This window comes from Ochrobactrum vermis (assembly GCF_002975205.1).
Lineage (GTDB): Bacteria > Pseudomonadota > Alphaproteobacteria > Rhizobiales > Rhizobiaceae > Brucella > Brucella vermis.
Window position 1 is genome coordinate 1,582,521 of sequence record NZ_PCOC01000002.1, and the last position, 24,051, is coordinate 1,606,571.

Sequence of the window (24,051 nt, forward strand, 5' to 3'; positions counted from 1 at the left end):
GATGCAAGACAAACTCGTCGGTTCCGCCGTCGACAAGGCGACGAAGCGACTTTTACCGTTTCTGGCGATCATGCTGATCCTGGCATTTCTGGATCGCGCGAATATCGGTTTCGCCAAATCCGAATTTCAGGCAGATACAGGCTTGAGTGATGCGGCCTATGCGTTCGGGGCAGGCATATTCTTTATCGGATATGCGCTTTTTGAGGTTCCCAGCAACATCATCATGCACAAGGTCGGCGCCCGCCTCTGGCTAAGCCGTATCATGATTTCGTGGGGCATCGTCTCCGCCGCCATGATGTTCGCTCATACGGAAGGTGTTTTCTATACACTTCGCTTCCTGCTCGGCGTTTGCGAGGCTGGTTTCTATCCCGGTGTCCTGCTTTACCTGACCTACTGGTTCCCCGCAAAACAGCGCGCCCGCGCGACGGGCATCTTCTATCTCGGTGTTCCGCTGGCGCTTGTTCTGGGAAGCCCGCTTTCAGGCTGGTTGCTGACCCACCACGGCATTTTCGGCCTTACCAACTGGCAGTGGATGTTCGTGGTCGAGGGGCTTGGCGCAACACTGGTCGGGATCATCGCGCTTTTCTACCTGACGGACCGGCCGGAAAAAGCGCGCTGGCTTTCGGCTGAGGAACGCGACGCCCTCACCCAGGTCATCGCTGCGGAAGAAGCAGCAAAAGAAACGCAAGCTGCACATTCGGCCATGTCTGTGCTGAAAGATCGCCGCGTCTGGGCTTTCATCGGCATCTACTTCTTTCTGCAGATCGGCACGGCGCCCCTGACATTCTACTTCCCGTCACGCTTTGCGCAGGCCGCATCGAATGGCGAGATGAACCTGCTGATCGGTTCGCTTCTCGCCCTGCCTTGGCTGTGCTCGGTCATTGCGACCCGCTATTTCACGGTTCTTGCCGATCAGACCAACCAGCACCGGCTCGTCTGTTTGGGCATGGTCGTTGCAGGAACGATAGCGCTTGCCGTTATCGGCCTTACCGGCAACCCATGGCTGATGCTTCTTGCCGCCTGTATTGCAGTACCAGGTCTTACGGCTTCGCAACCTGTATTCTGGAGCCTGCCTACCCGTTATCTGGGCGGTATTGGTGCTGCGAGCGGCATCGCCTTCATTGTCTCGATCGGAAATCTGGGGGCGTTTTTCGCACCACAGATCAAGAACTGGGCCGATGTCGCTGCGGGCAATCATGATGCCGGTTTCTATACGCTTGCAGCGCTTTGCGGCATCGCCATTCTGCTTCTTGCCGGTGCCCGCAAGGCCGCTCCGGGGGAACGACTGGCCGCTGCAAAGTAAGGTTCATCTTCGAGAAATTATTGAAACAGAAACCCCGCTCCGGCGGGGTTTTTCTGTCGTAAATCCATAAAATCACTCTATGCTCATGGACGGAAAACAACCTTCGAAAGGATAGCATGATGAGGATAAGCGCCCGTAATCGACTGAAAGGAACAATTGTCGAGGTCACCAAAGGTGCAACCACATCCCACGTCCGGGTCGATATCGGCAATGGTGTGATTGTTACCTCGTCCATCACCAACGAAGCTGTCGACGAACTCGGCCTGAAGGCGGGAGGCTCCGCTTATGCTGTGGTGAAAGCATCCGACGTGATGATTGCTGTAGATTAATGTCAGCCTTCCGCGTGCGGAGGACTTTTTCTTCGCACGCAATTTCCCTTCTTCAACAGTTCGTCAATTGCTGCGGACTGGAATAGTTGCTCCCTTCGTCCTAGATTCAGGATACGCATCAAGGGAGCGCACATCATGACCTACAACAAGAATCCGGAAGCGATTGCGAAGCTCACGCCGGAGCAATATCGCGTCACGCAGGAAAGCGGCACCGAGCGCCCCGGAACCGGCGAATATCTCTATAACAAAGAGACAGGTATCTATGTCGATATTGTCTCCGGAGAGCCGTTGTTCGCCTCCGCCGACAAGTATGAGTCCCATTGCGGTTGGCCCAGCTTCACCAAACCGATTGAGCCTGCCAATGTCGCGGAACTGAACGACATCTCGCATGGCATGGTGCGGACGGAAGTGCGCTCGGCGCATGGTGACAGCCATCTGGGACATGTCTTCCCTGATGGCCCGGTCGACCGTGGCGGTCTTCGCTATTGTATCAATTCGGCATCGCTTCGTTTCGTTCCGAAAAACCGGATGGAGGCGGAAGGATATGGTCAATATCTCGATCAGGTCGAGGATATCAGCTGATATCGACTTCAGGCCCGGACAGGTTTCGGGCCTGAATACTCTCGAACGATAGAGGCGATTTTGGCAGAAGAACCAACAAACTCCGTTTGTACTTCCACCTTGAAAATGGCGCGACCTGAGCTGAAAGTCGAGATCGTAGGCATGGCCGCACGAAGTAATTGAAATAAAATACATGCGACATGGAACTAATTTGGGTCCAAATCAATTGATCCACAGGCATTCCATGGGCCAATTAAGTAAGACTTCTTTCTGTCGCAATGATCATTAATCTGATCGGGCGCATCGCTTCGGCGGAATCAAACAAATGCGCAGCCTCGGTATGATTATGCTATCACCACACATACCGGGGCTTTCCGGGGCTTTTGGCCAGTATGCCTTGCATAGACCACCCCATTCAAGACCACTTTCCTGCACGACTAGTTAAATCACCTGACATGACGGTTGCAGTCTGCGTGTGAATTCTATTGCAAATAGCGGGTAATTATATTCAATATACTGTCCTGCTATTACAAGATGACGGATTTCGATCACGCAGCGTTTTGGGAGGCGGCTTGGACAGCGCGGTTGGAGCCTACCGTATCTATTCCGAAAAGGAGTGCGCGGAAGCACCGGCACTTGACTGGCCCTATATTTGTGCCCTGCATCTGCTCCGGAAACCTGTCGAAAACGCCATTTCGGAATTCCTCGCTTTCGTCGGCCATGCATCGAAAGCTGACCGGGCATGGATGATCGAATATGCGCCCGATCTTCTGCGGTTTCGCAATACCCATGAATGGTGCAAGGGCGATACAACGGCCTATATTGGCGAACTGCAGGAAGCTCCCACCACATTGATCGCCTGGCTGCATCGCCATCTGACCGAGGGACAGGCCGTCGCAGTCCACGATGTCAGGGGGTTGCCGCGCACTGCACGCTCCATTCAGGCAGAATTTCTGCGACAGGGAAATCAAAGCATTTTGAGCATACCGGTCTTTTACCAGGACCGGCTGCGGGGGATAGTAGGTTTCGACACGACGGTGGAAACCAGACGCTGGTCGCGCACGGAAATCAAAGCCATGTTCCAATGTGCCAGCCTGATCGCTCAGGCAAAATATGCGACGCTCGATGATGAACCGGTATCGGACGACGAAACCGACCCGACATCAGTGCTTTATGTTAATAAACGCGGTGTCATGCGCGGAATTTCACCAGAAGAGATCATTGGCTTGCGTTCGGCAGGCAATTACAGCGAGATCTGGCTTGGCGACGGTTCCATGGTTTTAGACTCCCGTCCGCTTGGCATATGGGCGGGTATTCTGCCGGCGAACCTCTTTTCCCGCATTCACCGCACGACATTCATTAATATCCTGCACGTCTCGGACATAGACAGAAGCATAACCGACAAATGGCTTGTCAGGATGCGCGGCATCGGCCAGTCATGGCCCGTCTCGCGATCCTATCGGAAAGCATTGCGAGAGCGCCTGGGCTTCTAGCCTTTATTTCGCCTTATTTTTGTCCGCCCTTCGCCGCAAAATTCCATGCGAAATACGCAGGCTTTCTTCCTGGAAACAGCGTTTCGGTACAAAACAGGTTCAAATCCCGGATTTGCCTTAATTTGAAATCGACGCTTACGACAGGTCCAGATGTGCCTTGAGCGGCATGTCGTCATGAACCGGAACCGTCTGCCTTTCGATCATGCGATGGACGAGTGGCGGCTTGTCTCCCTTGTGCAAGGCAAGGAGCCGTTCCGACACTTCCGCATCGGCCTGTGTCCGACGCTGGTTATGGCGGACATATTCAACCCAGGTCGGTACATGATAACTTTCCGTCCAGGTTTCCGGGTTCTCCAGATCGCGCAACAGCACCCATTGCCGGGCACCGTCGCGGATACGCATGCGCCGCCGCAAGGCCATGGCGGAAAGGAACGCCGGAACATCTCCCTGTGCGATCTTGTAGTCGACCATGATCATGATCGGACCACTACGCGAACGCAGATCCAGCCGAAGCTGTGGCTCGCTGAAACGGTTGAGCGGATCGAGATTGAGGGATTCAAATTCAGGCTGCGGAAGGAGGAGACCGATCAGCGCGCCGAACATGAGTACGACAGCAGCAGCCAGAAGCGCGCCCGGCACGCCATATTCATCCGCGACAGCGCCCCAGAGCCAGCTACCCGCTGCCATCCCGCCAAAGGTTGCCGTCTGATAGAGCGCCAGCGCACGTCCCACTACCCAGCGCGGCGTGGAAAGCTGCACGGTGACGTTGAACAGCGATAACGCAAGAACCCAGGAAACACCGGCTGGCAGCAGGAAAATGCAGCTCAGCCACATATTCCGGCTGATCGATAGCAGGGCGCAACTGACCGCAAAGGCCACGAAGGCACCACGCACCAGCCATTCATTGCCGAGAACCTCCCGGAGCCGGGCGCTGAGCAAGGCCCCGCCAATGGCGCCAAGTCCGAAGAAACCCAGCATGATACCGTAGGTAAGCGCTGTCCCATGAACAAGATCGCGCGCGACCAGCGGCAAAAGCGCCAGAATAACAATAGCGGACAGGCCGAACAGAAAGCCCCGGAACATCACTTTCAGGAGGTTCGGCGACATGGCGACATAACGCAGCCCCGCCACCATGGCTGGTCCCAGCGTTTCGCGCGGCAGAGTGGATTTGACCGTTTCCGGTTTCCACCGCCACAGCGCCAGAATGAGCGCACAATAGCTGAACGCATTGAAAATGAAGGCAAAAGCAGCACCGGCCGTCGCAACGATGATACCGCCGATGGCGGGACCTATGCTGCGCATGAGGTTGAAGCTCATGCTGTTGAGCGCCACAGCCGCAGGCAGATCGGTGCGGGGCACGATGTCCCCCATCGATGCCTGCCATGACGGATTGTGCAATGCGCCACCGCAACCGATCAGGAAGGTGAAGCTGAGCAGCATCCATGGTGTGAGAATGCCAAGATAGGCAAAAGCCGCCAGCGCGACCGAAATAATCAGCAGCAAAACCTGCGCAGTCAGCATGATGCGGCGACGGTCGAAATTATCGGCCAAGGCGCCAGCAGCAACTGAAAAGATCATAACAGGCAGGGTTGTCGAAGCCTGCACCAGTGCAACCATATCGTCCGAATGGGCGATAGTTGCCATCATCCAACCAGCACCGACCGTCTGCACCAGACCGCCGAGGTTGGAAACCAGTGTAGCTGACCAGAGCGCCCGAAAAGTTTTGTATTGGAAAGGCGCCAGGGGGGAAAGTCTCTGCGGCACCGGACGACCTCCCGTTCCATCTGCCTAATTAAGCGGATACGTGAATCTCTCCCTAGGGACAAGGGGTTAAAACCAAAACCGGCGTAGAACTTTTCCTCGGCTGAAGCTTCCAAACGATTTTCGTCCCCCGATTGACTCCATCCCTCAATTAGGTAGACTGGTCTACCTAATTATTTGGGCATAACAAGATGAACGATCCCGCGACAACAAGTTCAAGACCTGCACGCGAGCGGCTTTTAGAAGCCGCAGCGGAACTGTTTTACGATGAAGGCATTTCGGCGACCGGGATCGACGCGATCATTCAGCGTGCCGGTGTGGCAAAGCAGAGCCTCTACAACAACTTCGCATCCAAGGCGGAGTTGGTGGCCACCTATCTGGAACACCGCCATGCCGAATGGCTGGGCCTCTATGACAAGCGACTGGAACAAGCCGCAAACCCGATGGACAGGATACTGGCGGTCTTCGACGCTTATCGCGATCACGCGGAATTTGCCTACGAGCACGGGTTTCGAGGCTGCGGCCTCCTCAATGCGGCAGCCGAACTGCCCGCTGGCGATCCGGGCCGGGAGGCGGTGAGAAAACACAAGGAAGAACTCGAAGGCCTGCTTGTGACACATCTCACCGGCTTGATCCCCGACGATCCACCTCGGGTCAGCCAGTTGGCTGTGCAGCTCTCTTTCATTCTGGAAGGAGCAATCATGCGGGCTGGCCTTGAAGGCAACAGTGCACGTCTTGGCGAAGCCAAGGCGATGGTCGCGACGATTTTGAAACCGGCATAAAATGCAATCATCGAAAAGCTATCTTCTGGGAGTGACGGCCATCATCGTCGCTTCCATCATCTGGGGCACGACAGGCACCGCAGCGACCTTCGCGCCGGAAGTCGGCGCGGCGGCGATTGGCGCCGCCGCAATGGGCCTTGGCGGTCTGGCTCAGGCGGCAATCGCCTGGCGCGGGCTAATCGCCTCGCGAAAAGCGCTCGCCGATCAATGGCGCGTCCTGATGGTGGGGGCGATCTGTGTCGCGATCTATCCCCTCGCCTTTTATGCCTCGATGCGAATGGCCGGTGTGACTATCGGAACGGTCATTTCACTCGGCTCCGCCCCGCTTCTTTCGGCCGGGATCGAATATAGGCAAAGCGGCTTTCGCCCGTCGCTGCGCTGGCTGGCAGGTGCAATCATCGGCATCATCGGCATGATCCTGCTCAGCATCTCTGAGGAGGGCGGCGGCCATGCCGCGTCTGCAGAAGGCTCTACGCTGATCGGTTCCCTGCTCGGCCTCGTCGCAGGCTTTACCTATGCGCTTTATTCCTCATGCGCGCGCCAGCTCATGCAGGGCGGCATATCGTCGACAACCGCCATGGGCGCAACCTTCGGCATAGGCGGTCTTCTGCTGATGCCGGTTCTGATCGCAACCGGTGGGCCGTTTCTCGCCTCGTGGAACAATGCGGCTGTTGGGCTATACATGGCTTTCGTGCCGATGTTCCTCGGTTATGTCTGCTTCGGCTACGGGTTGAGCCGCGTCGAAACAAGCGTGGCGACGACGATCACCCTGTTCGAACCGGTTGTCGCTGCGTTCTTTGCGGTGGTGATTGTCGGGGAGCGGCTTTCTGCCCTCGGCTGGTTTGGTGTTCTTCTGGTCGTCATCTGCCTTGTCTGCATCACCATGCCGACCCGCAGTCAGAAAACCCGGCTGGAAGTGCCAGAACCATCAACTTGATGCGTTTTTTACATTTACGCGCATCTTATCCGCAAACCGTTTCACACTTTTCGGGATGCGCCTTGTTTACATTTACGCGCATCATGTCCCGAAAACCGCTTCACACTTTTCGGGCTGCGCTTTTCAGCCAATCCTTCACAGCGGCAACAGATTCCGGATGGCGCGGCTTTTTCAATGAAACCGCATAGAAATCTGCGCCCACCCGCAGTTCTGTAGCCAGCGGCTGGACAAGACTGCCCACCGCAACTTCCTTTTCCACGAAAAAACGGCTTGCCAGCGCCAAGCCCTGCCCGGCAATCGCCGCATCGATGGCAAGCGAAGTCTGGTTGAAGCGCATATTTTTCGGCAAAGTCGACACGCCGCCCGGAAAAGCCCTTTCCAGATAGTGCGGCCAGAAATTATGCGCATCGTGCAGCAGCGGATAACGCTCCAGATTTTCCGGTAGCCCCGGATCGCCGAGCCTGCCGACCAGCACCGGGCTTGCGACGGCGACAATCACATGCTCGAAAAGCAGCTCCGCATTCAGCCCCGGACCGAATGGCGGCTCGCCATAGCGTACCGCCAGATCGACCGCATCGGTCTGGAAATTGGCGACCTTGTCGCTGGCAACGATGCGCAACTCGATATCAGGATGCGCACGCGTGAATTCGGCCAGTCGCGGGATCAGCCATTTCGATGCGAAGGTCGGCGTCACGCTGATCGTCAGGTGCTGCGGCTCAGGCCGCAGCATCTCCGTTGCCTCCGAAAGCAGGTCGAACGCCCGTCGCACATTGGCAATGTATGAACGGGCCGGTTCGGTCATGGCCAGCGTACGGGGTTGGCGTTCGAAGAGTTTCAGTCCAAGCTCTGCCTCAAGCCCGCGTATCTGCTGGGCCACTGCCGCCTGTGTCACGCCAAGCTCTTCCGCCGCCAGCCGGAAATTCAAATGCCGCGTGACGACTTCGAACACACGCAAGCCATTGAGCGAGGGAAGTCTTTTCATGAGCCTAACTCGATAGATTTTCTACTGCATAACGTTACGTATTCTCGTTCGTCAGAATAATGGATCTCCGATATAACGTCAAAGAATGGTTATCGACAGTTGCGGCATCGCGCAACATTCCCGGAAAAAGGAACGCATCATGACAGTAGAAAAAGTAGCGATTGTAACGGCTGGTGGAAGTGGCATGGGCGCGGCCGCCGCGCGCAGGCTTGCACAGGACGGCTTCAAGGTTGCAATCCTCTCATCCTCCGGCAAGGGCGAAGCTCTGGCGCAGGAACTGGGTGGCATCGGTGTCACCGGCTCAAACCAGTCGAATGACGACCTGAAGCGCCTCGTCGACCTTGCTCTGGAGAAATGGGGCCGCATCGACGTGCTGGTGAACAGCGCTGGCCATGGTCCGCGTGCGCCGATCCTCGAAATTACAGATGAAGACTGGCACAAAGGCATGGATGTCTATTTCCTGAATGCGGTTCGCCCGTCCCGTCTCGTCGTGCCGACGATGCAGAAACAGAAATCGGGCGTCATCATCAATATCTCGACCGCATGGGCATTCGAGCCGAGCGCCATGTTTCCGACTTCGGCGGTGTTCCGCGCCGGACTTGCCTCTTTCACCAAGGTTTTCGCCGACACCTACGCAGCCGACAATATTCGCATGAACAATGTGCTTCCAGGCTGGATCGACAGCCTGCCGAAGACGGAAGAGCGCCGGGCGAGCGTTCCGTTGCAGCGCTATGGCACGAGCGAGGAAATCGCAGCGACGATCTCCTTCCTGGCATCGGACGGCGCGGCCTACATCACCGGCCAGAACCTGCGCGTGGATGGCGGCCTGACCCGCGCTGTTTAAACTAAGACTCTACGGTGAGCCGCCGCATGGCGGCTGCCGTCTCCTCACTGGCGGGGAAGAAGGTTTCGATCACCACTTCCGACAGCGTGATATCGACGGCGGTGCCGAATACCGTTGTCGCGCTCAAAAACTCCAGGGGACCTTCACGGCTTTCGATCCTGAGCGGAATGGCGACCGGATTATCGGTGACAGTTCCCCCACCCTGAGAAGCCGCGCGTGGGGGAACCGGATAGGACTTCAACTCATCGAGAAGTGCTGCCAGACGCGGATCGGCGGAATTGTCCGCATCGCGGGCAAGACGCGCAAGAATATGGCTGCGCCACTGCCGGAAGTTCAGGATGCGCGGCGCAAGCCCTTCGGGATGCAGGCTGAGGCGAAGCGCATTCACCTCCCCTTGCAGAAGATGTTCCGCCACGCCCTCGGTTAGGACGCCCACCGCCCTGTTCGCCAGAAGCAGGGTCCAATGCCTGTCTATGGCAAGGGCAGGATGTGGGTTGTGTCCGTGCAGCAGGGTTTCAATCACGCTTCGCGCGGCGGCAAATTCCGGCGCTTCCAGCCCCCGCTCGCCGTGAACCGGGGCATATCCGGCAGCGACAAATATCCGGTTGCGCTCCCGCAGCGGTACGTCCAGATGCTCGACCAGACGCAGAACCATGTCGCGGCTGGGCGCCGAGCGCCCGGATTCCAGAAAGCTCAGATGACGCTGCGAAATCTCGGCCTCGACCGCCAATGATAGCTGGCTGAAACGGCGACGCTGCCGCCACTCCTTAAGAAGCGATCCGACTGTCTGTTGCGTTTCGGTCATAAGCAACCCCCTCCGGCAATTTGCTCTGCGCGTCATGGCTAGCAGATGCATTCTGGAATGCACCGCAAAATTCATAGCGACAATTACCTCTCACGTAATCGACCCCAGAACGCAACACGGCAAATATGCAGCCAGCCCGAACAACGGGAAGCCAACACGAAAGGTCGATAGGATGAAAACCCCACACCCCGTATTAGCCCTCAAGCCCCTTGTCGCCATCGACGCCATCACTTGCGCTGCGATGGGTGTCGCCCTTGTCGCAGCCTCGGCACCAGTCGGTGAACTGACCGGAATTCCGGCGCCGCTGCTTTACTGGGCAGGCGTGCTGTTGCTGCCAATAGCGGCCTTCATGGCTTGGGTATCGCGGAGTGCAAATCCACCAGCATGGGCGGTGAACTTCATCGTGCTAGGCAATGGCGCATGGGTTGCAGCCAGCCTCTTCCTGCCAGTTGCCGGGATGATTGCCCCCAATCTTCTCGGCTGGCTCTTTCTTGTCGGACAGGCGGCGGCTGTGACGGTACTCAGCTGGCTTGAAGTCCGTGCCGCCCGTACCCTTCAAACCGCATTCTGATCGAACGGAGATTTCAAATGGCCGCTTATGCAATCGCACAGCTTCGCAATGTCCGGGTCAATCAGGGCATTGTGGATTATCTGAAAGCAATCGATGGAACTCTGGCACCGTTCGACGGACACTTCATCATTCACGGCGGGCCGAAGGATGAACTACTGGAAGGTCTGTCGCCGGATGATCTGATCGTCATCGCTTTTCCCGATCTGGCGACAGCGCGCAACTGGTATGCCTCGCCCGCCTATCAGGCGATTATCGAGTGGCGTCGGCAGGGATCGGAGGGGGAGATGTTTCTGATCGACGGCGTCGATAAGGATCACCGCGCCGCCGATATTCTATGAACCAGACCAGTCCGGCGACAGCATGAAAACTGCCGCCGGGCTATTTCGGTCACGCCGAATAACGCTTGCTGCCATCCATCCAGGTTTCGCTCACCTTGATCTGGCTGATCTTCACATCTGGCGTGGTCGGATCTTCTTCCAGAATGGCGAAGTCCGCGAACTTTCCGGTTTCCAGCGAGCCGATCTGATCTTCCATATGGCACTGCCATGCCGCATCGATGGTGACGGCGCGCAGCGCTGCATCCACCGGGATACGCTCTTCAGGGAAGAACACCTCGCCGCCCTCGTTCATCACGCGGGTGACGGCATCCTCGACATAGCGCAGCGGCTCGATCGGCGTCACATTCCAGTCGGAATGAAGCGAAATCTTGAGGCCCGCCGCCAGAGCCGACGCGCACGGATCGTAGAAGCGCGCGCGCTCAGGCCCCAGAAGACGGTCGCGGAACGCCTTGCCCCACCAGCGCACATGGCCGATCAGGAATGATGGCGAAAGCCCCATCTCCTTCATGCGCGCCATCTGATCCGGATGGAAGACACTGCAATGTTCGATACGATGGCGCAGATCGCTGTTCGAGGACTTGCCGAGAACCGCTTCATAAGCATCCAGAACCATGTCGATCGCTGCATCGCCATTGGCGTGAACGCCAACCTGCCAGCCACCTTCATGTGCCCGGCGGATGACTTCCGTCACCTGCTCGAGGCTGTAGTTCAGGGCGCCGCGTGCATCGGTGCCCAGATAATTCTCACGCTGATAGCCGGTCTGCGCCTGATTGGATCCATCGGCCCATGCCTTGATGCCATCGACGCGGAAAAGATCGTTGCCGCGACCGGGCTTGATGCCTTCCTTTTCCCATTCGTCGAAGATCGTCGACACCAGCATGCCGCGATAACGCACCGGCGCCTTGCCGTCGCCGAGAACCGCATCGAGAATTTTCAGATCCTGCGCACCAGCCATGATGCCAATGCCGCAATCGTGCAGCATGGTGCAACCGACGGAACTTGCGTGATCCAGAAAGCGATGGACGCGCCCGACCATATCGGCCGCCGTCGGAGACGGCATGACGGCCAGGAAAATCTGCTGCGCTGCCATTTCTTCAAGACGCCCGCTCAGGTTACCATCAGCATCCCTGACGAAACGCGCACCGGATGGGTTCGGCGTATCTTTGGTGATACCGGCAATCTTGAAAGCGGCACTGTTGGCATAGGCGTTATGGCCGTTGCTTTCCTGCATGAAGAACGGATTGTTGGGCGCAAGGGCATCCAGTTCGGCCAGCGTCGGAATTTTGGCGTCCTTCGTGATGCTGGCATCGAACTGCTGCGCGCGCACCCATTCACCCGGCTTGGCGTCAGCGACGCCCTTCTGCAACTTCGACCAGACGGTCGCATAATCCGGCGTCGTGATCGGACTGACGTCGATCCAGTCCTCGAAAGCCGTGAACACGAAATGCATATGCGGATCGATCAGGCCCGGCATCAGGGTGCGCCCCTGAAGGTCCACCACCTGCGCCCCGGAAGCGATGGCAGACTGCACGTCATCCAGCTTGCCGACGGCCAATATCTTGTTGCCGCGCACGGCAATCGCTTCGGCACGTGGTGCCTTGTCATTCATGGTGAGGATCGTTCCACCCTTGAAGATGACATCGCCCGCAGGGGCCGCAGCCTGCTGCGCAAACGCCATGCCCGTCGAGGAACAGGCAAAGGCCGAAGTCGCGGCGGCAGCGCCCAGATATTTGAGAAAATCGCGCCGGGAAGCCGTGGACCGCAGATAGGCCACCATACCAGGATTACAGGCTATACACATCCGAATACCCCTTCTTTACCACAGAACTTAAATATCACCGATCCGGCAATAACTAATTTTAGTAGCAATAGTATAGCGCAACAGCATTATAAAATATTTAATACATTTCATTATTATGTTTATTAGGCATTTCTAATTTAGATACTTATTCAAAGATGAATTACAGATGCGAAGACGATCCATCATACCCTTATCTTTATGTTTTTTCTTCCCGATTTCATGTGGTCGCAATTTTGAACAGCAGCGCGAAGTTTGCAGAAATATGAAATGGCGGTATGATCGCATCGATACACGCATAAAAAAAATCCGCCGAAAATCGACGGATTCTGCAAGGAAAACCACGATATCACGACGAATGGTCAGCCGCTTTTGGATTTTTTGCGCGCATGCTTGGCTTCGTTATGCGCAATGGCAGCATGAACAAGCGCGATGAAGGCATCTTCGTTGACCTCTTCACCTTCTCCTATATCCAGCGCCCGGCGCGTATTGCCTTCAAGACTGGAGTTGAAGATCCCGGTCGGATCGTCCAGTGCCGCACCGTTGGCGAAAGTAAGCTTGACGACTTTCTTGTAGGTCTCCCCGGTGCAGATAATGCCGTCATGCGACCACACGGGGACGCCGCGCCATTTCCATTCCTCAACCACTTCAGGATCGGCCTGTCTTATGAGCGCGCGCATCCTGGCAAGCGTCTCTCCGCGCCAGTCGCCGAGTTCGGCAATACGCCCATCTATGAGCTTTGAAGCATCGTCATTGCCTGCCATGAAATTCCTTCCTCGACCTTGGGCGCGTTTCGATCTGATTGAATCATATCGGCGCTCCAGCGGTTTGATTGAACGCCCATCTTATCCGAAAGCCGTTTCACATTTTTCGAGATACACCCTACATTTTCTCGCCCGGCAACTGGCTTGCCTGCCTGATCCAGTCCGCGAGCTGGGCTTCGTCCACCTTGTCCTGTTCATGGATATGGAAATAACGCGTGTCCTGACTCTTGGATTCGACCGGCGGCATCGGCTTCAGCTTTGCCCCGCGAAAGAACGCAACCTTTATATATTTCTCGAAACAGTGATAGCTGAGAAACCAGCCCTCTCCCCTCATGCCATAGAACGGAGAGTTCCATTTCACCGCTTTATGCACACCGGGAACCGTGCGCTCGACAAGAGCGTCGAGGCGGCGGCCTGCTTCGCTTTTCCATCCCGGCATGGCCGCGATATAGGCCTGAACCGGCGCATCGCCCTTGCCCTTGGCGATCTGGGGATTGCCGCCCGATAGAAGTACCGGGCCATCAGGTTTTTTATCGGTCATTCAGTTTCCTCCGCAAATCACCTCTTCCGCCATCCCCTCATTGAAGTGACCATAACATCTCGTTTTGTATACGACCAAGCTTTGGGTGACGGGACAGAGCAACTGCCGTTTCGGTCTGGACGAGACCGAAACGGCTCTAGCGGACAGCCTGATCGAGCTTTGCCCCGGCGCTCGATCTGGCAAGGGCATCCAGAGCCGTGTTCATCGGCAGAGCTGGCGCAAACAGGAAGCCCTGTCCGCTGTTGCAGCCCAGTTTGCAAAGGGTGTCGCGGTCTTCCTCCGTTTCGATCCCTTCGGCGGTGACCTTGATACCGAGAGCGTCTCCCAGCTCCACCATGGCGCGCACGATGTGCTGATCACCTTCGGATTCGGCAATGCCTCGCACAAATACCTTGTCGATCTTGATCTTGGTGATGAGCCCCTTCTTCAAGGAAGCAAAAGTGGCAAAGCCGGTGCCAAAATCGTCAAGCGCAATGGAGACACCGGCATTCGACAAGGCACCGAGGCTGTCATTCATCCCGCGCTGATCGAAGGGAGCCTCCTCCGTAATTTCGATTTCAAGCATGGAAATCGGCAGATCGCGTTTTTCCATCTGGGACAGGATTTCGTGCGGAATCCGTCCGCCCGCCAGTTCGCGAGGAGAAAGGTTCATGGCGACAGTCAGATCGTTGCGCCCGCCCTCGGTGAGCTTGTCGATCATCTCGCAGCAATTGAAGAGCACATTGTGCGTAAGCTGCCGCACCACGCCCACTTCACAGGCAACGTCGATGATCTCCGGCGGAGGGATTGCGCCGTGCTGTGGATGATCCCAGCGCAGCAGCGCCTCGAAACCGATCGTGCGCCCGCTGGAAAGCTCAACCACCGGCTGGAAGTAAGTTTGTATTTGTCCGGTTTCGATCGCGATACGCAGATCACGCTCGATGCTCTGTTTACGCTCCCACTCGTGCTGAAGCCGCTTCTCGAAAAAGTAATATTCGTTGCGACCGCGCTTTTTGGCGGCATATAGCGCGAAATCGGCCCGCAGCAGCATTTCAACCGGATCAAGCCGCTCAAGCCGGCAGACGCCGACACAGGCACCAATCTCGACCGACAGAATTCCCTGATAATGAGCAGTCAAACTGCCGATAATACGCGTCGCCACCAGTCCGGCCTCGATCTTCGCCGCCGGTTCGGGGTAAAGAAGGATGAATTCATCGCCGCCAATGCGCGCCAGAACGGATCGCTCCGGCGAAACCTGACGAATGCGCTGCGCAATTGCGACAAGGAGGTCATCGCCGATCTTGTGGCCGTAAGTATCATTGACGGATTTGAACCCGTCGAGATCGATCAGCATGACGATGAACGGACCGTCTTTTACCGGAAACAGGCGGATAGACGTTTCAAGACCGCGCCGGTTGAAGAGCCCGGTCAGCGGATCTTCCTGGGACTTGAGCGCCATTTCATCGGCCGTCTGCTTGGCTTCGTGCTTCAGTCGGCTGGTTTCGATAAACCTGTGCTGTCCAAGCAGTGCCCCGCGGGTGATCCCGAACCAGAAAAGAACGACCGAGAAAGCAAGCACGCCGTGCTGCAGGTCAGCCTGCAAAGCCAGGCAAACCGCCGTCACGACAAGCGGCAGCGTTATGAAATTGATTGCCACGGCAGCGTAGGAGGAACCGTAGGTAACGGCGCCCGCGCAAATACCGGCAAGAATGACCAGATATACCGACGATTGCGGGTCCGTGAACCCATGGGAAAGGACGGCAACGCCAGCCCATAGCAGGCCCGACAAGGCCGCGAGGGACTGGAACCGCGAGAGCTGGCGCTGCAAGACAGCAACATCTTCAACCGGCGCAGCCGGGCTCCGGTAGTACGCTATCGCATCGATGAAGCGCAGCGCGTTGACGATGTTGACCAGCACAAACCAGACAATAGGTACCCAGAAGTGCCCTCCCGCCACCTGAACCAGCAGAATGAGCATGGACAGAATCGTACTGATGGGCATCGAAAAGCGCGTGCCCTCGCAAATATCCCTGAGCTGATCCGCGAGTATCTTGCCGGTTATCGGGCTGTTCTGCCTGCCATAGGCAGATCTGGCCAGTTGAAGCCAATATGCTGTTCTCGACCCCATTTATACGCCACCACTGGTCAGAGCACCTTCAGCTTTTTCCAATCGGGAACGCCCCTCCAGTTCCTGGTCGAAAAGGAATGACAGCAAACCTGCCCCCCGACTGGCAAGTATAACATGCATGCAATCTAAAATGCCAATAGCGTAATGGTTCAATCAATACGATTACTTCGGCCAATACGATACTTCTGCGGAGGCGGCACATCGCCCGACGTGCCGCTTTCAGAGCATCTCCAATAATCCAAACAAAACCGGAACTGCTCCCGTGCAGAATTATTCGGTCTGTGAGACTTCCGCCGTCAGCAGCAGCTTGTCGATGCGGCGCCCGTCGAGGTCAACAATTTCGAAAACCCAACCGTTCTTGACGAAGGTTTCGCCCACATCCGGCAGATGCTTCATTTCCTCAAGCGCCAACCCGGCGACAGTGTTGTATTCTGCATCCTCATCGACAGGGAAACGCAGGAATTCCGAAAACTCGTCAATCGGCATCCAGCCCGAGACGAGGTAAGAACCATCCGCCCGGCGCACGATTGCCTTTTCCTCGACGTGGTCCTCCTGCATGGCACCGATGATCGCTTCCATCACGTCGCCTGCGGTGATCACCCCTTCAAAATGACCGTATTCGTCATAGACGAGCACCATATGGGTGGGCGTGCCGCGAATAGCCTCCACCACGTCAAGCGCATCGGAAAAGTCCGACACGACCGGAACGTCCCTGACGATCTCGCGCAGATTGACACTGCCCTTGGAGGATAGCTGGTTGAAGAAGTCGCGCACCTGCAGAACGCCGATCACTTCGTCGGAATTCTCGCCGCGCACCGGAAGACGGGAGCGACCCGTATTCCGCAGCTGCTCGCGGATTTCCTCGAAACTGTCGTCCACATCGACCATTTCGACATCCATGCGCGGCGTCATAAGCCCGCGCGCCGTTCGGTCGGCCAGGCGCATCACGCCTGCAATCATGCGGGATTCCCCGGTCTCGATCACACCTGCGCTATGGGCTTCGGCCAGGACTGACTTGATCTCTTCGTCCGTCATGCCGTCGCTCGACTTGCCCGACTGACCGAGCAGCTTCAGGACCAGACGTCCCGACGTATCCAGAAGCCAGACCAGAGGTGCGGCCGCCTTGGACAGCAGCGCCATCGTCGGGGCGACGCGGCTTGCAACCGCTTCCGGTTCACGCAGCGCAATCTGCTTCGGCACGAGTTCACCGACGATCAACGACAGATAGGTGATAACCACAACCACCGAACCGACACCAAGCGCATCGGCAAGAGCAGGCGAGAGCCCCTGCCCCAGAAGCCAGCCGGAAAGGCGGGCGCCGAGCGTTGCGCCGGAAAACGCACCTGACAGGATGCCTACCAGCGTAATGCCAATCTGGACGGTGGAGAGAAAACGACCGGGATCGTCAGCAAGCTCAATGGCCATGCGGGCACCCCGGCTGCCCTTGTCGGCCATTACCCTCAGTCGTGCCGGGCGGGAGGACACCACTGCGAGCTCCGACATGGCGAGTACACCATTGAGGATCGTCAGCAGCACGACCGTAATTATTTCAAAATACAAAACTGCCCCTCAGGATCAGATAATCGGAATATAATGATAGAAAGGAACCGCACCTCTTTCCAGAGGCCACCGCATAAAATACTGCGATACTGTGAGATTTGCAGTAGTGATACGCCCTTTTCTAGCCCTTGGCGAAAGCCTTTTCTCTTCATTCCAGTAAATGATTCACAATGAAGCTCAAACTTCAAAATCGCCGTTTGGTCAGGCCAATTGCGCTCAATCGCAGCAAATCTGCGAATTCCATTGGCTGACACATGGTATTTTTGCCGCATACGTAAAATTGGCTTGACCAGAAACCGGCAGCCTTCTACTTCTTCCATCCATAGGTGACGAAACTTTGCGCGAGGGAGGAAGCGTGATGGGAGGATTGCCGTCAGCGACAGCGCGCGCGGATACCGCGCCTATACTGCTGAAGCTGGATTCAGTTTCCAAAGAATTTCCGGGCGTCAAAGCCCTGTCGAATGTCAGCTTCGAATTGCGGGCGGGTGAAGTCCATGCCGTCTGCGGCGAGAATGGCGCTGGCAAATCGACCCTGATGAAGATCGTCAGCGGCGTCTATCAGCCGGACGGTGGGACGATCCATTATCGCGATCAGCCTGTCCGCTTTGCTTCCACGCTTGAATCGGAAGCTGCAGGCATCGCCATCATCCATCAGGAACTGAACCTCGTTCCGCACCTGAGCGTGGCCGAGAACATCTATCTGGCTCGCGAGCCGAAACGCGGTTTTTTCGTCGATCGCCGCAAGCTGAAGGAAGACGCACAACGCTGCCTCGACCGGCTTGGCGTCAAGATTGATCCGTCGGCACAGGTGCTGAACCTGTCGGTGGCCCAATGTCAGATGGTGGAAATCGCCAAGGCTCTTTCGCTCAATGCATCCGTCCTCATCATGGACGAGCCGACCTCCTCGCTGACGGAACAAGAAGCACAGCTTCTGTTCAAGGTCATCCGCGATCTGAAGGCGCAAGGCACCGGCATTGTCTATATTTCGCATCGTCTCGATGAAATGGCGGAGATCGTCGACCGCGTCACCATACTGCGCGACGGGCGTTATGTCTGGACCAGGGATTTTGACGATGTCACCGTCGATGAAATCGTGGCCGGCATGGTCGGACGCTCGCTTGACGAGAAGTTTCCCGAACCGACACGAAAGCCGACGGACGAAGTCATTTTCTCCGTTGCCGGGCTGACGCGGAGCGGCGTCTTCGAGAATATCGGTTTTGAACTGAAGCGCGGGGAAATCCTCGGCTTTGCCGGGCTGATGGGCGCGGGACGCACGGAAGTGGCCCGCGCGATCTTCGGCGCCGATCCGCATGACACCGGAACCATCGTGCTTGAGGGCGAGACGCTTTCCATTTCCAGCCCGCGCGACGCTATCGAAGCGGGCATCGCCTATCTGTCGGAAGACCGCAAGGCGCAAGGACTGGCCGTCAAGATGCCGGTCGATGCCAATCTGACTCTCGCCAATATGGAAGCGGTCAGCAGCGCTTATGGCGTCATCGATTTCGAGCGCCAGCGGCAGGCCAGCCAGCGTTATGTCGATCTCCTCAATATCAAGACGCCGGGACTGGCCCAGCCAGTTCGGCTGCTGTCGGGCGGCAACCAGCAAAAGATCATCATCGGCAAATGGCTGTTCCGCGAGCCGCGCATCATGTTCTTCGACGAACCGACGCGTGGCATCGATGTCGGCGCGAAATTTGCGATCTACCAGATCATGGACGAATTGGCGGCACGCGGCATCGGCATTGTGCTGATCAGCTCGGAACTGCCGGAAATTCTCGGACTTTCGGACCGCGTGGCGGTCTTTCACGAGGGACACATCACGGCTGTCCTGAACACTGCGGCTACATCGCAGGAAGAAATCATGACCTATGCCTCCGGTCGGGGCCGGCAGGACAAATGAGGACGGAGTAATGGCCGAAATCACTACGGACAAGCCCCAGCAGACAGAAAAATCCAAGGGGCTGAGCGATCGTCAGAAGGATATCATCCAGAAATTTGCGGCTGTCGGCAGCCTGATCATTCTGGCGGCGATCTTTTCGGTCACCAGCAGCGCCTTCATGACCGTCAACAATGCGATGACCATCGCATTGCAGGTGACCTCGATCGCATTTCTCGGCATCGGCGCGACCTATGTCATCATTACGGGCGGCATTGATCTTTCGGTCGGTTCGGTTCTGGCGCTTGCCGGTGTCGTAGCGGCACTGGCGGTCAAGGAGCTTTCGCTGCCCATCCCGCTCGCCATGCTGCTCGGCATACTGACAGGATCGCTCTGCGGCCTCATCAACGGCTTCGTCATCACCAAGCTCAAGCTGCCGCCCTTCATTGCCACGCTCGGCATGATGCTGATCGCGCGCGGTGTAGCACTGCAAATCACTGGTGCACGCGCCGTCTCCGGCCTTGGCGAATCCTTCGGTGTGTTGGGCAACGGCTCGCTGTTCCGCATCGAGAGCATCGACGAACAGGGCTTTCCGGTCGTCACCTTCCCCGGCATCCCGTACCCGGTGGTGCTGATGATCGTGATCGCGATTGCGGCAGCACTCGTATTGAACCGAACGGTACTCGGTCGTCATATCTATGCCATCGGCTCGAATGCCGAGGCCGCACGGCTTTCAGGCGTCAATGTCGCCCGCGTGACAGCATTCACCTATGTTGTTTCGGGAACGCTGGCGGGTCTGACGGGCTGCGTTCTCATGTCCCGCCTCGTGACGGCACAGCCCAACGAAGGCGTCGCCTATGAGCTGGACGCCATTGCAAGCGCGGTCATCGGCGGCACATCGCTCATTGGAGGCGTCGGTACGATTTCGGGCACGTTCATCGGCTCGTTCGTCATCGGAATCTTACGGAACGGCCTCAACATGAACGGCATTTCCGCTTTTACACAGCAGATCATCATCGGCCTCGTCATTCTGGTCACCGTATGGATCGACCAGATGCGCAACCGCCGATGAGAGGGGAGACGGAATGCGTCAGGCATTCCGTAAAAGGGTAGAGCCAAGAGCTCGATAACAGGAGGAAAGCATGCGTAAACTGGTGTCTGCATTGATGGCTTCGGCCTTTGTTCTTGCCGGAGCGGCAAGTGCTTCGGCTGGTGAAATCGCCGTTATCGTGAAGACCGTGAATTCGACTTTCTGGCAGAACGTCCAGAAGGGTGCAGAAGCTGCGATCAAGGATTCCAAGGATCACACCATGACCTTTCAGGGTCCTGCGGCTGAATCGGCCATCGCCGATCAGGTGAACCTGGTGGAAAACGCCGTGAACCGTAAAGTGGACGCGATCCTGCTTGCTCCGTCCGACCCGGATGCATTGACGCCCGCCGTGAAAAAGGCCTGGGAAGCCCGCATTCCGGTCGTCATCATCGACTCGCAGCTCGCCGACGGTGCCGACAAATACTACCAGTCGTTCCTCGCCACCGATAACCGCAAGGCCGGTGAAGCGGCAGCCAAGGCCCTGATCGACAAGGCAGGCACGACCGGCAAGATCGCCGTCATGTCCTATGTTGCAGGTGCCGGCTCGGAAATCGGGCGCGTCGGCGGCTTCGTGGATTACATCAAGGCCAATTCCAAGCTGGAAGTCGTCGGCCCTTATTACTCGCAGTCGCAGATGGCGACGGCGCTCAACCAGACCACCGACGTTCTGGCGGCTAATGGCGATCTCGTCGGCATCTTCGGTGCCAACGAACCGACCGCCATCGGCATGGGCCGCGCGATCAAGCAGGCAGGCAAGGCCGGCAAGCTCGTCGCCGTCGGCTTCGACGGCAATCAGGACCTGCAGGAATTCGTCAAGGACGGTACACTCAACGCCATCGTCGTTCAGGGTTCCTATCAGATGGGCGAAAAGGGCATTGAAACCCTGCTGAAGGTGCTGAACAAGGAAAAGGTCGAGAAGTTCGTCGATACGGGTGCCGTTGTCGTCACCAAGGACAATGTCGACCAGCCGGAAGCCAAGAACGTGCTTTACTAAGCCGGGACGGCTCAAAAACAGGAAAGGGAGGCAAAATGCCTCCCTTTTTTTACGCATTATCCAACGCAAAACCGCTTCGCAATTTTGCTGGAAATGCTCTGTCAACGACCGTTCTGCTCGCGCCAGTTCTGGAACTTGCGCTCGGTCTCTTCCTTCGTGCACGGATAGAGGCCGACAATGGTGGCACCGTTCAGCACTTCTTCCAGCACGAAATCCTCATAGGTTTCCATACCGATACATTCCGCTGCAATTTCATCGGCAAGATGAGCCGGAATGACCATCACACCGTCGGCATCGCCGAGCAGCACATCGCCCGGAAACACCGCCGCATCACCGCAGGCGATGGGCACATTGATGTCCACCGCCTCATGCAACGTCAGATTGGTCGGTGCGGAAGGCTTTGCGCAATAGGCAGGCATATCAAGCTCGCCGATCCCGCTGACATCGCGAAAGCCGCCGTCAGAAACAATCCCCGCCGCGCCGCGCAAGGCGAGCCTTGTCACGAGGATCGACCCGGCTGTCGCCGCGCGCGCATCCTTGCGCGCATCCATCACCAGCACCCAACCGGGCGGACAGGTTTCTATCGCGACGCGCTGCTTGTGGTCCGGATTGCGGAAAACCGTGATGGGATTGCGGTCCTCACGCGCCGGGATGTAGCGCAACGTGAAGGCCTGACCGACCATATTTTCGCGCTTGCGCCCCACCGGCAGCACGCCCTGAATGAACTGGTTACGCAGGCCGCGCTTGTAAAGCGCCGTTGCAACAGAAGCCGTCGAAACCGTCTTCAGCTTCGTCCGTGTTTCCTCGGAAAGCACATAATCTGACATCGAGGCTGCCTCTCAATAAATGACCGGTTCGTCGACTGGACGGCCGAAATCGGTTTTCAGGAAGTCGAAATCGCAGCCCTTGTCGGCCTGTTCGACATGTTTGGAAAAGACAAAGCCGTAGCCGCGCTCATATTTGGGTGGTGGCGTTTGCCAGGCCGCACGCCGTGCCGCCAGCTCCTCATCCGAAACCAGCATGTTGAGACTGCGGGCTGGAATGTCGAGCTCGACCATATCGCCGGTCTTCAACAGGGCAAGCGGACCGCCGATGAAGGATTCCGGCGCGACATGCAAAACACACGCGCCGAAACTGGTTCCCGACATGCGCGCATCCGAAATGCGCACCATATCGCGCAGTCCAAGCTTCAGCAGCGCTTTTGGCATCGGGATCATGCCCCATTCCGGCATGCCCGGCCCGCCCTGCGGACCGGCATTGCGCAGCACCAGAACCGTGTCCGGCGTCATCGGATAATCGGGATCGTCTATGATCTTCTTCAGGTCCGGGTAGCTGTCTGCAACGAGTGCCGGACCTTTGTGACGGTGAAAGCGGGGGTCGCAGGCTGCAGGCTTTATCACCGCGCCATCGGGACAAAGATTGCCTTTCAGCACCGCAAGCGAACCCTCATGATAGACCGGATTGGAAAGCGGACGGATCACGTCCTCATTCCATATGTTGACGTCTTCCAGACCATCGGTCAGCGGCTTGCCGGTCACAGTCACTGCGGAAGGATCAAGCTTGTCGCCAAGCTGCTTCATCAACGCCCGCAGCCCGCCTGCATAATAGAAATCCTCCATCAGATAGGTCGTGCCGGAAGGCCTGATATTGGCGATCACAGGTGTCGTGCGTCCGATACGGTCCAGATCGTCCAGTTCCAGCGGCACGCCTGCCCGGCGTGCCATCGCGATCAGATGAATGATGGCATTTGTCGAACATCCCGTCGCCATCGCAACAGTGACGGCATTGGTTATTGCGGCGGGCGTCATGATCTTTTCCGGCGTCAGATCCTCCCAGACCATCTCGACGATGCGGCGACCGCATTGCGTGGACATGCGCTGATGGTTGGCATCCGCAGCCGGGATCGATGATGCGCCGGGAAGCGTCAGCCCCATGGCTTCGGCAATCGCGGTCATGGTCGACGCAGTTCCCATGGTCATGCAATGGCCGTAGGACCGCGCGATACCACCTTCGATCCCCTGCCATTCCTCCTTGGAAATGGTGCCTGCACGGCGCTCGTCCCAATATTTGAAGCCATCCGTACCGGAGCCCAGATATTTACCGGCATAATTGCCGCGCAACATTGGTCCGGCGGGCAGGAAGACGAACGGCAATCCCATGCTGACCGCACCCATGACGAGGCCGGGCGTGGTCTTGTCACAGCCACCCATCAGCACCGCGCCGTCGATCGGATGCGAGCGCAGAAGCTCCTCGGTCTCCATCGCCAGCAGATTGCGATAGAGCATGGTTGTCGGCTTCACGAAATTTTCCGACAGCGACAATGCAGGCAGTTCCATCGGGAAGCCGCCCGCCTGCAGGATGCCGCGCTTGACCCATTCCACCCGATCCTTGAAATGCATGTGGCAAGGCTGGGCCTCGGACCATGTATTTATGATGGCGATGATCGGACGGCCTTCCCAGTCGACCGGATCGTATCCCATCTGCATGGTGCGCGAACGATGGCCAAATGATCGTTGATCATCGGGCAGCATCCAGCGCGCCGAGCGCAGGTCACCATAGGTCTTTCTCGTCATTTCCCTACCTTCCCGATCAGAACGTATTCCAAAGGGCGCGAA

General features: G+C 57.3%; 23 protein-coding genes. 12 read left to right on the top strand and 11 right to left on the bottom strand.

What is annotated here, in order from left to right; all coding sequences use genetic code 11:
• The first annotated feature begins 1 nt into the window (after position 1).
• The 4 genes from CQZ93_RS21625 to CQZ93_RS21640 all read left to right on the top strand — a co-directional run bounded on the left by CQZ93_RS21625 (position 2) and on the right by CQZ93_RS21640 (position 3,686).
• Positions 2-1,303 carry an MFS transporter gene (locus CQZ93_RS21625; RefSeq protein WP_105544597.1) on the top strand — a complete coding sequence of 434 codons (1,302 nt, stop codon included), beginning with the start codon at positions 2-4 and terminating at the stop codon, positions 1,301-1,303.
• A 119-nt stretch (positions 1,304-1,422) separates the two neighbouring features.
• Positions 1,423-1,632: a TOBE domain-containing protein gene (locus CQZ93_RS21630; RefSeq protein ID WP_105545257.1), complete on the top strand. Its 210-nt coding sequence runs from the start codon at positions 1,423-1,425 to the stop codon at positions 1,630-1,632.
• Positions 1,633-1,767: 135 nt separating this feature from the next.
• A complete protein-coding gene (gene msrB / locus CQZ93_RS21635; protein ID WP_105544598.1) occupies positions 1,768-2,214 on the top strand; it encodes a peptide-methionine (R)-S-oxide reductase MsrB in 447 nt (148 codons plus the stop codon).
• Positions 2,215-2,765: 551 nt separating this feature from the next.
• Positions 2,766-3,686: a GAF domain-containing DNA-binding protein gene (locus tag CQZ93_RS21640; protein WP_105544599.1), complete on the top strand. Its 921-nt coding sequence runs from the start codon at positions 2,766-2,768 to the stop codon at positions 3,684-3,686.
• Positions 3,687-3,821: 135 nt separating this feature from the next.
• Here the strand turns inward: CQZ93_RS21640 and CQZ93_RS21645 are convergent, their stop codons facing one another.
• The gene (locus CQZ93_RS21645; RefSeq protein WP_105544600.1) at positions 3,822-5,450 is read right to left on the bottom strand and encodes an MFS transporter; all 1,629 of its coding nucleotides are present in this window, start codon (positions 5,448-5,450) and stop codon (positions 3,822-3,824) included.
• Between the two features lie 188 nt (positions 5,451-5,638).
• Between CQZ93_RS21645 and CQZ93_RS21650 the strand changes: the two genes are divergently transcribed.
• Positions 5,639-6,229 (top strand): TetR/AcrR family transcriptional regulator, encoded by a 591-nt coding sequence (locus CQZ93_RS21650; RefSeq protein ID WP_105544601.1) that lies wholly within the window; start codon positions 5,639-5,641, stop codon positions 6,227-6,229.
• A gap of 1 nt (position 6,230) precedes the next feature.
• Entirely contained in the window at positions 6,231-7,166 is a 936-nt protein-coding gene (locus tag CQZ93_RS21655; RefSeq protein ID WP_105544602.1) for a DMT family transporter, read from the top strand.
• Positions 7,167-7,266: 100 nt separating this feature from the next.
• Here CQZ93_RS21655 and CQZ93_RS21660 read toward each other — a convergent pair whose 3' ends face one another.
• Positions 7,267-8,148: a LysR substrate-binding domain-containing protein gene (locus CQZ93_RS21660; protein ID WP_105544603.1), complete on the bottom strand. Its 882-nt coding sequence runs from the start codon at positions 8,146-8,148 to the stop codon at positions 7,267-7,269.
• A 139-nt stretch (positions 8,149-8,287) separates the two neighbouring features.
• On the opposite strand from CQZ93_RS21660, the gene CQZ93_RS21665 reads away from it, so the two are divergent.
• On the top strand, positions 8,288-8,992 hold the full coding sequence (locus CQZ93_RS21665; RefSeq protein ID WP_105545258.1) for an SDR family oxidoreductase: 705 nt from the start codon (positions 8,288-8,290) through the stop codon (positions 8,990-8,992).
• 1 nt (position 8,993) lies between these two features.
• Here CQZ93_RS21665 and CQZ93_RS21670 read toward each other — a convergent pair whose 3' ends face one another.
• A complete protein-coding gene (locus CQZ93_RS21670) occupies positions 8,994-9,797 on the bottom strand; it encodes a helix-turn-helix domain-containing protein (protein WP_105544604.1) in 804 nt (267 codons plus the stop codon).
• Positions 9,798-9,969: 172 nt separating this feature from the next.
• Between CQZ93_RS21670 and CQZ93_RS21675 the strand changes: the two genes are divergently transcribed.
• Positions 9,970-10,368, top strand: coding sequence for a hypothetical protein (locus tag CQZ93_RS21675; protein ID WP_105544605.1), 399 nt, complete (start codon positions 9,970-9,972; stop codon positions 10,366-10,368).
• A gap of 17 nt (positions 10,369-10,385) precedes the next feature.
• On the top strand, positions 10,386-10,706 hold the full coding sequence (locus CQZ93_RS21680; protein ID WP_105544606.1) for a DUF1330 domain-containing protein: 321 nt from the start codon (positions 10,386-10,388) through the stop codon (positions 10,704-10,706).
• A 49-nt stretch (positions 10,707-10,755) separates the two neighbouring features.
• On the opposite strand, the gene CQZ93_RS21685 is transcribed toward CQZ93_RS21680, so the two are convergent.
• From CQZ93_RS21685 to CQZ93_RS26430, 6 genes are all read right to left on the bottom strand, one after another.
• Entirely contained in the window at positions 10,756-12,507 is a 1,752-nt protein-coding gene (locus CQZ93_RS21685) for an amidohydrolase (RefSeq protein ID WP_105544607.1), read from the bottom strand.
• 359 nt (positions 12,508-12,866) lie between these two features.
• Positions 12,867-13,268: a DUF1801 domain-containing protein gene (locus tag CQZ93_RS21690; RefSeq protein WP_105544608.1), complete on the bottom strand. Its 402-nt coding sequence runs from the start codon at positions 13,266-13,268 to the stop codon at positions 12,867-12,869.
• A 118-nt stretch (positions 13,269-13,386) separates the two neighbouring features.
• Positions 13,387-13,809, bottom strand: a complete 423-nt coding sequence (locus CQZ93_RS21695; RefSeq protein ID WP_105544609.1) for a DUF1801 domain-containing protein — start codon at positions 13,807-13,809, stop codon at positions 13,387-13,389.
• Between the two features lie 136 nt (positions 13,810-13,945).
• Positions 13,946-15,790: a putative bifunctional diguanylate cyclase/phosphodiesterase gene (locus CQZ93_RS21700; RefSeq protein WP_286154236.1), complete on the bottom strand. Its 1,845-nt coding sequence runs from the start codon at positions 15,788-15,790 to the stop codon at positions 13,946-13,948.
• A 396-nt stretch (positions 15,791-16,186) separates the two neighbouring features.
• Positions 16,187-17,476: a hemolysin family protein gene (locus tag CQZ93_RS21705; RefSeq protein WP_105544611.1), complete on the bottom strand. Its 1,290-nt coding sequence runs from the start codon at positions 17,474-17,476 to the stop codon at positions 16,187-16,189.
• Positions 17,461-17,796, bottom strand: coding sequence for a hypothetical protein (locus tag CQZ93_RS26430; protein ID WP_146114479.1), 336 nt, complete (start codon positions 17,794-17,796; stop codon positions 17,461-17,463). Before CQZ93_RS26430 ends, CQZ93_RS21705 begins: the two co-directional genes overlap by 16 nt.
• A 38-nt stretch (positions 17,797-17,834) precedes the next feature.
• On the opposite strand from CQZ93_RS26430, the gene CQZ93_RS21710 reads away from it, so the two are divergent.
• From CQZ93_RS21710 to CQZ93_RS21720, 3 genes are all read left to right on the top strand, one after another.
• On the top strand, positions 17,835-19,376 hold the full coding sequence (locus CQZ93_RS21710) for a sugar ABC transporter ATP-binding protein (RefSeq protein ID WP_105544612.1): 1,542 nt from the start codon (positions 17,835-17,837) through the stop codon (positions 19,374-19,376).
• A gap of 10 nt (positions 19,377-19,386) precedes the next feature.
• Positions 19,387-20,424 carry an ABC transporter permease gene (locus CQZ93_RS21715; protein ID WP_105544613.1) on the top strand — a complete coding sequence of 346 codons (1,038 nt, stop codon included), beginning with the start codon at positions 19,387-19,389 and terminating at the stop codon, positions 20,422-20,424.
• 70 nt (positions 20,425-20,494) lie between these two features.
• Complete coding sequence (locus CQZ93_RS21720; protein ID WP_105544614.1) at positions 20,495-21,436, top strand: ABC transporter substrate-binding protein; 942 nt, start codon at positions 20,495-20,497, stop codon at positions 21,434-21,436.
• Between the two features lie 101 nt (positions 21,437-21,537).
• Here the strand turns inward: CQZ93_RS21720 and CQZ93_RS21725 are convergent, their stop codons facing one another.
• Positions 21,538-22,263 carry a ribonuclease activity regulator RraA gene (locus tag CQZ93_RS21725; RefSeq protein ID WP_105544615.1) on the bottom strand — a complete coding sequence of 242 codons (726 nt, stop codon included), beginning with the start codon at positions 22,261-22,263 and terminating at the stop codon, positions 21,538-21,540.
• A 12-nt stretch (positions 22,264-22,275) separates the two neighbouring features.
• Positions 22,276-24,009, bottom strand: a complete 1,734-nt coding sequence (gene araD / locus CQZ93_RS21730) for an L-arabinonate dehydratase (RefSeq protein ID WP_105544616.1) — start codon at positions 24,007-24,009, stop codon at positions 22,276-22,278.
• Between the last annotated feature and the right edge of the window lie 42 nt (positions 24,010-24,051).

Bases quoted from the DNA above. Each gene is read 5' to 3' on its own strand.
- araD (WP_105544616.1), bottom strand. From the start codon at position 24,009: ATGACGAGAAAGACCTATGGTGACCTGCGCTCGGCGCGCTGGATGCTG.
- CQZ93_RS21695 (WP_105544609.1), bottom strand. From the start codon at position 13,809: ATGACCGATAAAAAACCTGATGGCCCGGTACTTCTATCGGGCGGCAAT.
- CQZ93_RS21685 (WP_105544607.1), bottom strand. From the start codon at position 12,507: ATGTGTATAGCCTGTAATCCTGGTATGGTGGCCTATCTGCGGTCCACG.
- CQZ93_RS21675 (WP_105544605.1), top strand. From the start codon at position 9,970: ATGAAAACCCCACACCCCGTATTAGCCCTCAAGCCCCTTGTCGCCATC.
- CQZ93_RS21660 (WP_105544603.1), bottom strand. From the start codon at position 8,148: ATGAAAAGACTTCCCTCGCTCAATGGCTTGCGTGTGTTCGAAGTCGTC.
- CQZ93_RS21690 (WP_105544608.1), bottom strand. From the start codon at position 13,268: ATGGCAGGCAATGACGATGCTTCAAAGCTCATAGATGGGCGTATTGCC.
- CQZ93_RS26430 (WP_146114479.1), bottom strand. From the start codon at position 17,796: ATGGAAGAAGTAGAAGGCTGCCGGTTTCTGGTCAAGCCAATTTTACGT.
- CQZ93_RS21710 (WP_105544612.1), top strand. From the start codon at position 17,835: ATGGGAGGATTGCCGTCAGCGACAGCGCGCGCGGATACCGCGCCTATA.
- CQZ93_RS21655 (WP_105544602.1), top strand. From the start codon at position 6,231: ATGCAATCATCGAAAAGCTATCTTCTGGGAGTGACGGCCATCATCGTC.
- msrB (WP_105544598.1), top strand. From the start codon at position 1,768: ATGACCTACAACAAGAATCCGGAAGCGATTGCGAAGCTCACGCCGGAG.
- CQZ93_RS21725 (WP_105544615.1), bottom strand. From the start codon at position 22,263: ATGTCAGATTATGTGCTTTCCGAGGAAACACGGACGAAGCTGAAGACG.
- CQZ93_RS21700 (WP_286154236.1), bottom strand. From the start codon at position 15,790: ATGCCCATCAGTACGATTCTGTCCATGCTCATTCTGCTGGTTCAGGTG.
- CQZ93_RS21650 (WP_105544601.1), top strand. From the start codon at position 5,639: ATGAACGATCCCGCGACAACAAGTTCAAGACCTGCACGCGAGCGGCTT.
- CQZ93_RS21665 (WP_105545258.1), top strand. From the start codon at position 8,288: ATGACAGTAGAAAAAGTAGCGATTGTAACGGCTGGTGGAAGTGGCATG.
- CQZ93_RS21625 (WP_105544597.1), top strand. From the start codon at position 2: ATGCAAGACAAACTCGTCGGTTCCGCCGTCGACAAGGCGACGAAGCGA.
- CQZ93_RS21680 (WP_105544606.1), top strand. From the start codon at position 10,386: ATGGCCGCTTATGCAATCGCACAGCTTCGCAATGTCCGGGTCAATCAG.
- CQZ93_RS21670 (WP_105544604.1), bottom strand. From the start codon at position 9,797: ATGACCGAAACGCAACAGACAGTCGGATCGCTTCTTAAGGAGTGGCGG.
- CQZ93_RS21630 (WP_105545257.1), top strand. From the start codon at position 1,423: ATGAGGATAAGCGCCCGTAATCGACTGAAAGGAACAATTGTCGAGGTC.
- CQZ93_RS21720 (WP_105544614.1), top strand. From the start codon at position 20,495: ATGCGTAAACTGGTGTCTGCATTGATGGCTTCGGCCTTTGTTCTTGCC.
- CQZ93_RS21715 (WP_105544613.1), top strand. From the start codon at position 19,387: ATGGCCGAAATCACTACGGACAAGCCCCAGCAGACAGAAAAATCCAAG.